Origin of the sequence: Streptomyces sp. NPDC002838, assembly GCF_040295365.1 — a bacterium.
GTDB lineage: Bacteria > Actinomycetota > Actinomycetes > Streptomycetales > Streptomycetaceae > Streptomyces.
Genome location: NZ_JBEOVF010000007.1, coordinates 120,809 through 134,049, shown reverse-complemented (window position 1 = coordinate 134,049; position 13,241 = coordinate 120,809). Strand labels below are relative to the sequence as shown.

Sequence of the window (13,241 nt, the reverse complement as noted above, 5' to 3'; positions counted from 1 at the left end):
TACGACCGCTCAGCAGGCCTTGTTCGAAGGCGTGGACGTCGGCTGAGGTGCGGCCAGCTCGGCCAGGGCCTTGTCGGCGTCCGCCCTGCTCGTCAGGTCCTTGAAGCCGGTGCCGATGATCAGGTCGAGCGCGTCGCCCTTGCGGGCGGCGTCGGTGCGGCGCTCGGCCGTGGTGAGCTGGGTGGCCAGGACGGGCAGCGAGGTCTTCAGGGAGGACGCGGGGCCGAGCAGTATCCCGGTGCCGTCGACCTTCTTGTCGTACTCCTTGGTCGCGTTGCCCACGTCGCCGATCTTGAAGCCGCGCTTCTTCAGCTCGTCCGCGGTCTTCTTGGCCAGGCCGCTGCGGGGCGTGGCGTTGAAGACGTTGACGGTGATCCGGCCCGGCTCGACCACGGGGGCGGCACTGCTGGACGCGGACGGGGTCGCCCGCGTGGCGCAGTCCGCCTTGGGGCCGACCGCCGTGGCCTTGTCGCCGCCGCCCGTGAAGACGTCGATGAGCTGCAGCGTGCCCCAGCCGATCAGCCCGAGGACCGCGACGGAGGCCACCAGCCCGACCGCGAGCCTGCCGCGCCGCCGGGACCTGCGCATCCGGGGGTACTTGTTCCCCTTGATCCGGTACTGGCGGCCCATGCCTTGGGGAGTCAGCATGCTCATGAGCGCAGCGTAGTGCGCCTGGGCGGCGATGCCTACTAGATGATCATTGGATGCCGCGCAGGAGAACCCAAAAGGGCCAAGCCTTTACCGGACGGTCACATCAGTCCGTGCGAGCAGCTCAGTCCAGTTCGAGTACGCGCGCGTGCAGCACCTGGCGCTGTTGCAGCGCCGCCCGCACCGCGCGGTGGAGGCCGTCCTCGAGGTACAGGTCGCCCTGCCACTTCACCACGTGCGCGAACAGGTCGCCGTAGAAGGTGGAGTCCTCGGCGAGCAGGGTTTCCAGGTCGAGCTGGCCCTTGGTCGTCACGAGCTGATCGAGGCGGACCGGGCGCGGCGCGACGTCCGCCCACTGCCGGGTGCTTTCCCGGCCGTGGTCGGGGTACGGCCGGCCGTTTCCGATGCGCTTGAAGATCACACGGAAAGCCTACCGGTCAAGCCTCGCCGGGCGCAGCCTCCCGGCCCGGCCCGCGCGAGCAAGTACGCACAGATGGTGGCGCATATCAGCCAAATGGGTCGGCGCGGCGGAGGCGGTGGGCCCACCCCCGCCGCCGTGTCAGCGGTCCCGTTTCTCCGGGGGCCGCTGCGATTTCGGTTCCTTCACCTGCGGTTTCGGCGTGTTGCGCGCGGCTTCCGCGCGCAGCAGGGCGCGCAGGACCGCGTAAGGGTCGATCGGCATGGCTGTGTTCCTTGCGTCGTACTGATGAACCGGGGAGGGGGCCGGTTCCGTCAGCAGCGCAGGACCACCGAGCGCAGGGCGTGCAGGGCGTGCGGGGTGCGCGGCGGCACGGGCAGGGGGTGGGCGGCCGGGGGCTCCGGCTCCGGGAGGGGCGCGGGCCGCAGCGGTACGACGGGGCGGGCCGTGCCCCGAGGCGCCGGCCGCAGCACGGTGTCGAGGGCGTCGTACTCGAAGCCGGCCGCACCGCTCTCGCCCGCCACCGCTCCGGCGGGCACCGCCTGCGCCCCCACGTGCGCGCCCGGCACGAGCAGGGCCAGCAGCAGCACGAGCACCCGCGGCCAGGCATGCCGACGAACCACACGGGGGGCCTGCGGTGCGGTGCTCACAGGGGGTCCTCTCCCCGTGGCACCCATGTCGTTCATCGCACTAGTGGTGAGATCCGCCCGATCGGCGGACCGCTACTTGGCCCAGTGGCCGCTGTTCGGCCTAAGGCTTGGCGGCCTTCGCCGCCGCCTTCATCTCCTGCTTGTGCGCCCGGACCTTGACCAGCGACTCGGGCCCGGTGATGTCGGCGACCGACCGGAAGGACTTCGGTTCGCCGTAGGCGCCCGCGGCCTCGCGCCAGCCCTCGGGGCGCACGCCGAGCTGCTTGCCCAGCAGGGCGAGGAAGATCTGCGCCTTCTGCTTGCCGAACCCGGGCAGCTCCTGCAGCCGCCTCAGCAGCTCGCGCCCGTCGTCGACGCCCTTCCAGACGAGCTCGGCGTTTCCGTCGTAGTGCTCGACGAGGTACTGGCACAGCTGCTGGATGCGCTTGGCCATCGACCCCGGGTAGCGGTGCACGGCGGGCTTGTCCGACAGGAGTGCCGCGAAGGCCTCCGGGTCCTGTGCGGCGATCTCGTGCGCGTCCAGGTCGTCGGCGCCCATCCGCCGGGCGATGGTCGAGGGCCCCTTGAACGCCCACTCCATCGGAATCTGCTGGTCCAGCAGCATCCCGACCAGCGCGGCGAGCGGGGAGCGCCCGAGGAGTTCGTCGGCCTCGGGGTCCTGGGCGAGGTGAAGAGTGACGTCCATGCCCCGATCATCGCGCGGACGGGGGCGGGCCGCCCACTTCGGCGTCACGGCCGCCAGTAGCCCAGTGCGTGCATGCGCTGCTTGGGAACGCCCAGCTCCTTGCGGACGTACGACGACAGGGTCCGGGTCGTCGCCGTGTCACAGGCGATCCACACGTACGGCTCCGGGCAGGCCCTGAGCAGCTCGGGCAGTGATGCCTTCACCTCGGTGATCAGGTGGGCGCCGGACTCCCGTCGGGGCACCTGCCGCAGGTCGTGCCGGGTGGCGTCGGCGCGGCACGGCAGGCCGTCGACCGCGCCCTCGAACCAGATGGTCGCCGGGGCGGTGTCCAGCGCGTCGAGCAGGGAGTTGAGCGCGGGCAGCGAAGCCGGGTCGCCGATCGCGAAGACGTGCGTGGGATCGGGCTGGGGCCGCTGGAAGCCCGTCCCGTGCACGGTCGCCTCGATGGTGTCGCCGGGCTTCGCCGCCCGCGCCCAGTCACTGGCGCGCCCCTCGTGGAGCGCGAACTCCAGGGTGAAGGTGCCGGCCGCCGGGTCCGGGTCGACGAGGGTGTACGCGCGCTGATGGGGCTTGCCGGCGTTGTCGAACCAGAGCCGTACCCACATCGTGGGGTGGATTCCGGTGACGGCCAGCATGCCGCCGTCGGTGAGGTGGACGCGCCGGTAGTGCTCGGTGACGTCCTCGGCGCCCGTCACGGTGAAGACGAAGTCCTTCGCACGCAGCAGTTTGAGGACCGCGCCCTCCCAGCCGTGCCCCTGCCCCATCGCGTCTTCACCCTTCGCGTACGATTCCCCACCAGTTACTTAGGCAAGGCTAACCTAAAGGAAGCGAGGGCACAGGGTGATCACCGGGATTTACCGCGACGCCTGGGGGATACCCCACCTGCGCGCGGACAGCGCGCGTGCACTCGCCCGTGCCCAGGGCCGCGTGACCGCCCTCGACCGGGCCTGGCAGCTGGAGGTGGAGCGCCACCGCGCGCAGGGCACCTCGGCCGCCTTCCTCGGCACCGAGGCCCTCGCCTGGGACAGCTTCGCGAGACGGGCCCGCCTCGACGACACGGCCAGACGCTGCTTCCGCTCCCTGGAGAGACGGGACCCGGAGACGGCGGACTGGGTGCGGGCGTACGTCGACGGTGTGAACGAGGGGCTGGCCAAGGCGACGGCACCGGAGTTCGCCCGGGCCGGCCTCACCCCCGGCCGCTGGGAGCCCTGGACCCCGCTCGGCGTCTGGCTCGGCACCCACATCCTCTTCGCCGGTTTCCCGGCCAAGCTCTGGCGGGAGCAGGTCGTCCAGCACCTCGGCGCGGACGCCGTCGCGCTCTTCGCCACCGACGGACCCGGCACCTCCGGCAGCAACGGCTGGCTGGTGAGCGGGGAGCGGACCACCACCGGCCACGCCGTCATCGCCGGCGACCCGCACCGCTTCATCGAGGACCCCGGCGTCTACCAGCAGATCCACCTCTCCTGCCCCGAGTTCGACGTCGTCGGCCTCGTCGTCCCGGGCGTCCCCGGCATCGCCCACTTCGGCCACGCCGGCACGGTCGCCTGGGCGATCACCAACGCCATGGCCGACTACCAGGATCTCTACCGCGAGCGGCTGCGGCGCACCGGCGCAGGTGTCGAGGCCCTCGGCCCCGACGGGGTCTGGCGGCGTGCCGCCCGGCACACCGAGACCGTCGAGGTGGCGGGCGAGGAGCCGGCCGAGGTCGAGGTGATCGAGACGGACCGGGGGCCGGTGATCATCGGCGGGCCCGAGGGTCTGGACGACCGAGTACCGGACTCCGGCACCCCGGTCGCCGTCAGCCTCCGCTACCCGCCCCGCGTCACCGAGGACCTGGGCTTCAGTGCCCTGCTCCCCCTCCTGCGGGCGCGCCGGGTCGCCGACGTGGACCGCGCCTTCGACGCCTGGGCCGAACCCGTCAACGTCGTCCAGGCCGCCGACACCGAGGGCGGCCTGCTGCACCGGGTCGCCGGCCGGGTACCGCTGCGCGCCGAGGCCAACCGCACCCGGCTGGTGCCCGCCTGGGAGCCTGGCCACGACTGGGAGGGCTGGCACGAGACGCCGTACGCCGGCCTCACCGACGGCATCGCCGTGATGGCCAACCAGCGCGGCCCTGCCACCCCGCTCGGCGTCGAGTTCGCCCCGCCGCACCGCGCCGACCGCATCACCGCCCTGCTGACGGAGAAGGACCGCTGGTCGCCCGCGGACATGCCGGTGATCCACATGGACACCCGGCTCGCCTCCGCCGTACCCCTGTTGGACCACCTGGAGGCCCTGGAGGACCTGACGCCCGAAGCCGCCCGGCTGCGGGACCGGCTCCTGCGCTGGGACCGCCACATGGACGCGAGCAGCACGGAGGCCGCCGGGTACGCGGCGGTGCGCGGTGCGGTCGTACGACGTCTCGCGGCGCACCCGGCGTTCGCCGCACTGACCTCCCCGCCCGCCTACCCGGAGGTCTTCCTCCCCTGGCTCAACCTCGTCCCGCGCGTCGGCTTCGCCCTCGAGCACCTGCTGCGGGCCGAGGAGTTGTACGGGATCGACCGTGCGGAGACCGTGCGCGCGGCCGTCGAGGAGGTGGCCGCTTCCGGCGACCTGCCCGCGACCTGGGGCGACACCCACCGCCTGTCCCCCTGGCGGGCCCTCACCGACACGCCCCCCGAGGAGCCCGGCCTGTCCGGTGACCACGACTGCGTGCTGTGCACCTCCGCCGTGCCCGGCTGGACCGACCTGAGCGCGCGCGGCCCCGCCGCCCGTTACGTGTGGGACCTCGCCCGCCGTGCGGACAGCCTCTGGGTGGTGCCGTTCGGCGCCTCGGGCGTCCCCGGCTCGCCCCACCAGCGCGACCAACTCCCCTTGTGGATCGAGGGAGATCTCGTCCCGGTCGTCACCGACTGGCAGCAGCTGAAGAGGGAGAACGAGGATGTCTGACGTGTACGCCCCCACCCGCGAGCCCGTCCACGAGCAGACCGTCGACGGCTTCGGCACCGTCCGGGTCCTGCCCCTCGACGCGCACGCCGACGCGGAGGTCGTCCACGCGTGGGTGAGCGAGGAGCGGGCCGTCTTCTGGGGCATGAACGGCCTCACCAAGGACCAGGTCGCCGAGATCTACGCGCACCTGGACACGCTCGACACCCACCACGCCTACCTGGTCGTGAAGGACGGCGAACCGGCCGCGCTCCTGCAGACCTACGAGCCCGGGGCCGACCGCGTCAGCGAGTGCTACCAGGTGCGGGACGGCGACATCGGCGTCCACCTGCTGCTGGCGCCCGCCGGACCGGGCGGCGGGCGGTCCGGCTGGTCGTCGGCGCTGCTGGTCGCCGTCACCTCGTACGTGCTGCTGGGCCTGGGCCGCGAGCGGGTCGTCGTCGACCCCGACGTGCGCAACGAGAAGGCGATCGCCCGCTTCCTGAAGCAGGGCTTCACGACGGGTCCGGCCGTCGTCCTGCCGGAAATCGACATCCCGGACGTGCACCTGCCGGAGAAGCACGCCCAACTGGCGTTTCTCGATCGCGAGGTAGCCTTTCCCGGTGACGCCTGACCAGCTCATCGCCCACTACGGACTGGAACCGATCCCCCGCGAGGGCGGGCTGTTCCGGCAGACCTGGGCGGGACCCGAGCGCGCCGACGGCCGACCGCAGGGCACGGCCATCGTCGCCCTGCTCACCTCGGACGACTTCTCGGCCCTGCACCGCCTGCCCCACGACGAGATCTGGCACTTCTACCGGGGCGACCCGCTGGAACTGCTGCTCCTCGCCCCGGACGGCACGTCGAGCACGGCCGTCCTGGGGCCGGACATCCTCGCCGGCCAGCAGCCGCAGTTCACCGTTCCCGCCGGCACCTGGATGGGCGGACGGGTCGTGGCGGGCGGGGAGTGGACCTTCTTCGGCTGCACGATGGCGCCCGGTTTCACCTACGAGGACTACGAGCACGGGGATGTGGGGGAGTTGACGGCACGTTACCCGGCGGAGGCCGAGCGGATCGCGGGACTGTGCCGGCCATGAGATCCACGGGGTTGCTGGAGGGGCAGGTCGCCCTGGTCACCGGTGCCGGCGGCGGCATCGGGCGGGGCATCGCGCTGCGGTTCGCCGAGGAGGGCGCGGCGGTCGCCGTGCACTGCCGTACGGCGATGGAGGCGGCGCGCGAAGTGGCGGACCGCGTCCGGGACCTGGGCCGGAAGGCCGTCGTACTGCGGGCGGATCTCACCGACGAGGACGGGTGCCGTCGCCTGGTCCGGGAGGCGGCCGAGTGGGCCGGCGGGCGGCTGTCGGCGCTGGTCAACAACGCGGGCGTACAGCCGACCCGGGCCCTGCCCGGGATGACGGCGGCCGAGTGGCGGGCGGTCGTGGACGCGAACCTGACGAGCGTCTTCGCCTGCACGCAGGCGGCCGCGGAGGTCATGCGGGAGCAGGGCGAGGGCCGGGTCGGCGGTTCGGTGACGCACATCGCGTCGATCGAGGCCGGCCACCCGGCCGTCGACCACGCCCACTACTCCGCGTCCAAGGCGGCCGTGGTGGCGCACGCGCGGGCGGCGGCCCTGGAGTACGGCCCGTACGGCATCCGCGTCAACACGGTCTCGCCCGGCCTGATCGCCCGGGAGGGGCTGGCGCGGGACTGGCCGGAGGGGGTGCGGCGGTGGCAGGGGGCGGCACCGCTGGGCCGGTTGGGGCGACCGGAGGACGTGGGCGACGCCTGCGTGTTCCTGGCCTCGCCGCTCGCGTCCTGGATCACCGGGCACGACCTGGTCGTGGACGGCGGGGTGTCGGCGCGGCCCACGTGGTGAGCGTTCCCGCGTCCTCGTCCGTACCTATGCGGAAGGCGGCGAGTCCCAAGGCGGAGAGAACTGACGTGGGGTGTGATGTTGAGCGCAGCGCAGGTCGACGACGCGGACACCGGCGACTTCAAGGGCTGGTGCTGCTGGGCACCCTGCTGGTCCTGCTCCTCGGCGGCGCGGGACCGGCGTCGGCCCACGCCGCCCTTCGCTCCACCGACCCTGAGGACGGAACCGTCCTCAAGTCGGCCCCCCGCCACGTCACCCTGACCTTCACCGAGTCCGTCAGCCTGGTCAAGGACTCCTTCCGGATCCTGGACCCCGACAACCGGCGGCTGGACCTCGGCAAGGCGCAGCACGGCCCGGACGGTTCCGACACGGCCCGGGTGACCCTGCCCGACGAGCTCGCCGAGGGCACCTACGTGGTGGCCTGGCGGGTGGTGTCGGCCGACAGCCACCCCGTCGGGGGCGCCTTCACCTTCTCCGTCGGCAAACCCTCCCCGACGCCGCCGGCCGTCGACACCGGCCCGGTCGAGGACCCGGCGACCGCCAGCCTCTACAACATCGCCCGCTACCTCGCCTACCTCGCCGCCGCCCTGCTCATCGGCACGGCCGTCTTCGTGACCGTCTGCCGCCCGCCGGACACCGGCCCGCTGCGCAGGTCCCTGTGGGCGGGCTGGTGGACGCTGCTCGGATCGACGCTGCTGCTGTTGTTGCTGCGCGCCCCCTACGAGACGGGCACCGGCCCGGCGACCGCCTTCGACGCCTCGGCCCTCGGCGACACCCTGACCGGCCGCCCGGGCCTGGTGCTGCTGGTCCGGCTGGCGCTGCTGCCGGTGGCGGCCGTCCTCCTCGTACGACTGCTGGGGCGGGGGGCGTGGTCGCGCACCTGGTCCGCGGCGGGCGGTGCGCTCGCCGTCGGCCTGGCGCTGACCTGGGCCGCCGGAGAGCACGCGTCCGCCGGGATCCAGGTGCCGGTGGCGATGACCTCCTCCGTGCTGCACGTCCTGGCGATGGCGGCGTGGCTCGGCGGCCTCATGGCCCTGCTCACCACGCTGTACCGGTCGTCCGCGGTCATGCCCGCCGACGTGGTCGCCCGCTTCTCCCGGCTCGCCTTCGCCTGCGTGAGCGTCCTCGTCGTCACCGGCGTCTACCAGTCCTGGCGCGGCCTCGGCTCCTGGACCGCGTTCACCGACACCTCGTACGGCAAGCTCCTGCTCGCCAAGCTGGCCGCGGTGGTGGTGGTGCTGGCGGCGGCGTGGCTCTCGCGGGCGTGGACGGCACGGCTGGTGACGGAGGACACCGTGAACGCCGAGGCGGTCGTACGGGAACGGGTGCCGGAGCCGGTGGGTGGCCCGCCGCTGCCGCCGGAGGAGCCGACCGCCCCCTCCGTGAACGACCCCTACCGCCGCGGCCTGCGCCGTTCCGTGCTGGCCGAAGTCGGCGTCGGTGTCGTGGTGTTGGTGATCACGACGGTGCTCACCGGCACGCTCCCCGGCCGCGCTGCGGCCGAGGCGGCGACATCGACCCCGGCGACGGGGCTGCCCGCCGCGTCCGTCACCACCGTCCCCTTCGACGTCGGCACGCCCGGCGGCCACGGCAAGGTGCAGATCACCCTCGACCCCGGCCGCACCGGCGACAACTCGGTCCAGGCCGTGGTCTTCGACTCCGAGGGCCTGCTGTCCACCGTCCCCGAAATCCGCCTCTCCTTCACGCTCCCGGCCCAGGACATCGGCCCGATCGACGCCGAACTGACCGACCAGGGCGGCTACTGGGGGACGAGCGCGCTCAACCTGCCCATCGCCGGCGAGTGGACGATGAAGGTGACGGTCCGGGTGTCGGAGATCGACCAGGTGAGCGAGTCGCGGAAGGTGCGGATCGGCTAGGGCGGGGGCTGGGTGTCCGGCGCTCAGGTGCCAGCGGCACGGGACGTCCCCCTGCTTCAGATCGATGACGAACGCGTCCACCGTGACCTCTCCGAGGGCCACGCCGCCCCATCCGACCTCCTCGGGGACCGGCTCGACATCCGGCGGGGGGTACCCGATGACGCGCGGGGCAACGACGTAGCGCATGCGCAGCCCCACCTCGAGGATCTTCGCGAGGCGACTGGGACCCAACTGTCGCCGCGCATGGCCATCCATCGCTGCGCGTCACAGCCCGGCCGCCGGGTAACTCATGCCCGCTGCGCCCCGGTTGACCAACTGTGACGTTCCAGCCCCCCAGTGCGCTGGGATCCACGTGGACCTCAAATTCGAACTCACGCCCGATTTTGCCCGCCGTCTCGCCCTCGTCCTCACGGTCGCCGCCGTACCGGTCATCGCGGTACCCCCGGTCGCCCATGCCGCGGACACCGCCTCGGCGGAGCTCGTGCTGACGGCCCCGGCCGGATTCGAGCCGGTGGAGGACGTACTGTATGCGGCCGGAGACAACGGCTACCTGCACAGACGGGAAACGACCGACGGCTCCACGCCGTCGTATCAGTGGCGCGGTTACGACGGCACCGAGCGGACCGTCGAGAACTTCACCGGCACACTGCCGGACCAGCAGGGCTACTACGGCGCCGGCACGGACATCCTGCCCGTGCCCATCGGCGTGAGCGGGGTCGTGCGGCTGCGGGACCCGGCGACCGGGGAGTCGACGTCGCTCACCGTGCCGGAAGGGCAGTCCACCGTCGGCTCGTTCGGGACGACCGTGCTGACGATCTCCTTCAACGAGGTGTGGCAGGCGGACAAGCTGCACATCCTGCGCGTCCAGGACGGCGTGACCGTCGACACGCCGGTCGACCCGCCGGAGGGGGAGCGGTTCGACCGGTACCCGGTCGTGGCCGGCGACGGGCAGGTGGCCGCCGTGCGGTTCATCCACGGGCGCACGCTCGGGATCCTCGACCTGGCCACGGGCGCACTCACCCCCGTCTCCTCCCGCGTCGCCGTCGACGAGTCCTGGAACATCCAGGCGGCCGTCTCCCCCACCCACATCGCCTGGTACCAGGCGGGCATGAGCCAGGCCCGGGTGGTCCGCCGCGACGACCCCACCGGGGCGCAGACCTCCGTGGCCGTACCGACCTCCGACGAGGGCACCACCGTCGTCGGACTGGCCGGCGACTGGCTGCTCACGAGCGAGCGGCTCAAGCCCTCCACCGTGCAGAACCCTCCGCTGCGTCAGGGCAGCCCGCTCAAGGCCACCCCGTTCGGCGGCGGATCGCCGGTCACCCTGCTCGCCGCCGCCCAGGGCGACCTGGCCCAGATTCCCGGCGGCGGGGCGATCACGGTCGGCGGCGCGGGCGCCGGTGACTGGGCGGTGCGCCGGATCGAGGTCGCGGCGGACGGCGGTCTGACGCTGCGCACGCTCTCCGAGGTGCCCGGCACAAAGGCCGTGGTGCGCGGGATCGCGCTCTCCGGCGGCCAGTTGGTCACCAAGGAGGAGGACAGCGCGCCGCGCCCCGCCTACCAGACGCGGAAGGTGACGCTCACCGGGACGCCGTCGGCGGGCGAGCGCTCCCAGGTCACCACCGCTCCCGCCGGTGACAGTTACGGCCGGCCGCTGGGCGGCGGGGACGGGTCCGTCGTGCATGTCCGGTACGACGAGGCGACCCAGCGGAACGTCCTCGTCCGTGCCACCGCGGCCGGCGCCCGCACCGAGGTCGTGCCCTTCGACCGCGCCACCCCGTCGACCTCCGGCCGCGGTCTGCGCGACGCCGCCGGGCGGTACGCGGTGTACGGCAGCGGCGACGAGCGGGCGGTCGTCGACTTCGAGGCGTCCGGCGGCGGGGCGGTGGTGCAGCGGCTCAGCACCCCGGCGGCGGCGCTGTGGGGCTCCAAGCTGTGGACCACGGACGGTACGGGGGGACAGATCGAGGCACGCGACCTGGCGTCCGGCACGGTCACCTCGTACTCCGTGGGCGCCTCCTGCGTGATCCGGGACATCCGGACCGTCGGACGCTGGGTGTACTGGGACTGCCTGGGCCGGGACGTCGTCGGCGGCGACGAGTCCACCCCGTTCGGCGTGTACGACCTGAAGACCGGCGCGCACATCACCCTGCCCGAGCGCGGCGAGCTCGGCGACGGCTTCGTCGTCAACCACGACACGACCGCGGCCAAGCTGCGGCTCACCGACTTCCACACGGGTACGGCGGTCGCGCCCCGGACGCTGACGGACCTGCCCGCGGTCTCCAACTGGAAGAACTACGACGTGGACAAGTTCGGCGGCGGCGTGGCCTGGCTGGACGCGTCCGGGACGGCGCACGTCGTCCCCACCGGCGTCCCCACCGAGCCCCTCACCGCGACCGCCACCTCGGTGGACACCGTCTACGCCCGGACGGCCGACGCCACCTGGAACCCGGTGTGGCAGCTGTCCAAGCCGGCGGCCGACGCCCAGCTGGTGATCAAGGACAAGAAGAAGATCGTGCGCACGCTCGACGTCACCGCCCTCGGCGCCGCCCTGACGGCCCGCTGGGACGGCACGCTCGCCGACGGCACGCGCGTGGTCGCCGGCACGTACACCTGGCAGCTCACGGCGGCGCCGGAGGACGGCACCGGCGCGGCGTTCGCCGAGACCGGGACCTTCACGGTCACCGACGGCTCCTGACGGCGGTCACTGATCCCCAGCCCGGCGGATTTCTCCGCCGGGCTGGGGATCGTTCGTCCTCGGGCCGGCCGCTCAGAACCGTGCCCCGACGTCCGCGCCATTGCTCGGACGCAGGAAGGTGGAGGCCGGGATGGAGCCGTCGGCCGCCCGCGGACCGGTGATCGTGCCCGCGTTGGTGCTGACGAACGACCAGGTGCCCCCGAGGTTCCAGGAGTTGCCGCTGCCGGTGGAGGTCGAGCCCAGCGAGACGTTGGTGCCGTTGGCCACCGCGAGGTTCTTCGTCAGCGTGCTGGAGGACCGGTTGAAGTTGAACCCGGTCTTCGGGTTGTCCCACGCGGTGCAGCGTTCGATCTTCATCTTGCCGGGGTTGTTGTTGTCGACGAAGCCGCCGGCGGAGTTGTCCCACGCCATGCTGCCCCGCACGGTGTGGTTCGCCGCCACACCGTTGCCGCCCATCTTGAACCCGTTGCCGTCGCCCTGGTAGTCGGGCAGGTTCCACCGGTTGAACCCATTGCCCCAGGCGAGGGTGTTCTCCACGAGGATCGGCGAGTTGTCGAACATCCAGAAGTCCAGGCCGTCGTCGGCGTTGTTCCACAGCCGGGCGCCGCGTAGCACGTTGCCGCTGCCGGAGCCCTCCTTGATGGCCAGGCCGTCGGCGCTCTCGCCGTTCTTGCGCGGGTCGCGGTTGCCGTAACTGTCCAGGTTCAGGATCTGGTTGTTGCTCGAGGCGCCCTGGAGGTGGAACCCGGACTCGTAGTTGTCCCGGGTGACGAGGCGGTCGAAGAGATTGTGGCTGGTGTCCAGGCCGAACACGCCGTAGGGACCGTGCACGATCTCCAGGCCGACGAGCCGCCAGTACTCCCCCTCGATGTGGACGGCACCGCGCTCGGGACGGGGGATGCTCGAGCCCACCGCCCCCGGGGTGTACGGCATGTTCTCGCCGTCGATGACCACGCGCTCGCCGTTGTGGTTGCGCAGGGTGATGGGCTGGCTCGCCGTGCCGCTCTTGAGCAGCTGAAGGTTCTTGCTCGGTGCGTACGTCCCGCCCCGGACCTGGATGGTGGTCCCCGCCTGCGCCAGGTCCACGGCCCGCTGGATCGTCTTCAACGGGGCCGCGAGCGTCCCCGCGTTGCTGTCATTGCCGTTGGTCGCCACGTATAGGTCGGTGGCCTGTAACTGACTGCCGGCCTCCGCGGCGCCTGCGGATGACAGGACGAGGAATCCGGCCAGGAGGGCGGAGAGGCCGGTGGACAGGGTGACGGGTTTGGGGCGCATGGTTCGTCTCCAGAGTGCGTGCGGGTCGTGCACGGGGTGACGGGAAAGCGCTTTCTGGAGGAAGCTAGAGCTCTTGCTATGAGCACGTCAATAGACGTGTACGTGATTCTTGTTCGTATGTGTGAACCCCGCGTGACGCACCGTTGGAGGAGCAAGCCTCCGCTTGATCAGGTCGAGGCCGCTGTCGGTCTGCAATCGGCGGGGTGGCCGACC

At 72.4% G+C, this 13,241-nt stretch carries 13 protein-coding genes; 6 read left to right on the top strand and 7 right to left on the bottom strand.

The genetic code is table 11. The features are described from left to right. Window positions 1–9: 9 nt before the first annotated feature. The 6 genes from ABT063_RS12140 to ABT063_RS12115 all read right to left on the bottom strand — a co-directional run bounded on the left by ABT063_RS12140 (window position 10) and on the right by ABT063_RS12115 (window position 3,165). Window positions 10–654 carry a LytR C-terminal domain-containing protein gene (locus ABT063_RS12140; RefSeq protein WP_351057158.1) on the bottom strand — a complete coding sequence of 215 codons (645 nt, stop codon included), beginning with the start codon at window positions 652–654 and terminating at the stop codon, window positions 10–12. A 118-nt stretch (window positions 655–772) separates the two neighbouring features. Further along, window positions 773–1,069, bottom strand: a complete 297-nt coding sequence (locus ABT063_RS12135; RefSeq protein ID WP_003999914.1) for a type II toxin-antitoxin system VapB family antitoxin — start codon at window positions 1,067–1,069, stop codon at window positions 773–775. A 138-nt stretch (window positions 1,070–1,207) separates the two neighbouring features. Continuing rightward, entirely contained in the window at window positions 1,208–1,330 is a 123-nt protein-coding gene (locus ABT063_RS12130; RefSeq protein WP_351057157.1) for a hypothetical protein, read from the bottom strand. A gap of 50 nt (window positions 1,331–1,380) precedes the next feature. Next, on the bottom strand, window positions 1,381–1,716 hold the full coding sequence (locus ABT063_RS12125) for a hypothetical protein (RefSeq protein ID WP_351057156.1): 336 nt from the start codon (window positions 1,714–1,716) through the stop codon (window positions 1,381–1,383). A 100-nt stretch (window positions 1,717–1,816) separates the two neighbouring features. Further along, window positions 1,817–2,401: an HhH-GPD-type base excision DNA repair protein gene (locus ABT063_RS12120; RefSeq protein WP_351057155.1), complete on the bottom strand. Its 585-nt coding sequence runs from the start codon at window positions 2,399–2,401 to the stop codon at window positions 1,817–1,819. Window positions 2,402–2,445: 44 nt separating this feature from the next. Continuing rightward, a complete protein-coding gene (locus ABT063_RS12115; protein ID WP_351057154.1) occupies window positions 2,446–3,165 on the bottom strand; it encodes a siderophore-interacting protein in 720 nt (239 codons plus the stop codon). A 76-nt stretch (window positions 3,166–3,241) separates the two neighbouring features. On the opposite strand from ABT063_RS12115, the gene ABT063_RS12110 reads away from it, so the two are divergent. The 6 genes from ABT063_RS12110 to ABT063_RS12085 all read left to right on the top strand — a co-directional run bounded on the left by ABT063_RS12110 (window position 3,242) and on the right by ABT063_RS12085 (window position 11,753). Beyond that, complete coding sequence (locus ABT063_RS12110; protein WP_351057153.1) at window positions 3,242–5,329, top strand: penicillin acylase family protein; 2,088 nt, start codon at window positions 3,242–3,244, stop codon at window positions 5,327–5,329. Further along, window positions 5,322–5,939: a GNAT family N-acetyltransferase gene (locus tag ABT063_RS12105; RefSeq protein ID WP_351057152.1), complete on the top strand. Its 618-nt coding sequence runs from the start codon at window positions 5,322–5,324 to the stop codon at window positions 5,937–5,939. The genes ABT063_RS12110 and ABT063_RS12105 overlap by 8 nt, the downstream gene beginning before the upstream one ends. Next, window positions 5,929–6,402 carry a cupin domain-containing protein gene (locus ABT063_RS12100; RefSeq protein WP_351057151.1) on the top strand — a complete coding sequence of 158 codons (474 nt, stop codon included), beginning with the start codon at window positions 5,929–5,931 and terminating at the stop codon, window positions 6,400–6,402. Before ABT063_RS12105 ends, ABT063_RS12100 begins: the two co-directional genes overlap by 11 nt. Next, a complete protein-coding gene (locus tag ABT063_RS12095) occupies window positions 6,399–7,181 on the top strand; it encodes an SDR family NAD(P)-dependent oxidoreductase (RefSeq protein ID WP_351057150.1) in 783 nt (260 codons plus the stop codon). Before ABT063_RS12100 ends, ABT063_RS12095 begins: the two co-directional genes overlap by 4 nt. Window positions 7,182–7,309: 128 nt before the next feature. Then, complete coding sequence (locus tag ABT063_RS12090; RefSeq protein WP_351057149.1) at window positions 7,310–9,055, top strand: copper resistance CopC/CopD family protein; 1,746 nt, start codon at window positions 7,310–7,312, stop codon at window positions 9,053–9,055. Between the two features lie 352 nt (window positions 9,056–9,407). Continuing rightward, a complete protein-coding gene (locus tag ABT063_RS12085) occupies window positions 9,408–11,753 on the top strand; it encodes a FlgD immunoglobulin-like domain containing protein (protein WP_351057148.1) in 2,346 nt (781 codons plus the stop codon). A 72-nt stretch (window positions 11,754–11,825) separates the two neighbouring features. Here the strand turns inward: ABT063_RS12085 and ABT063_RS12080 are convergent, their stop codons facing one another. Beyond that, window positions 11,826–13,028, bottom strand: a complete 1,203-nt coding sequence (locus ABT063_RS12080; protein ID WP_351057147.1) for a right-handed parallel beta-helix repeat-containing protein — start codon at window positions 13,026–13,028, stop codon at window positions 11,826–11,828. Window positions 13,029–13,241: the final 213 nt, after the last annotated feature.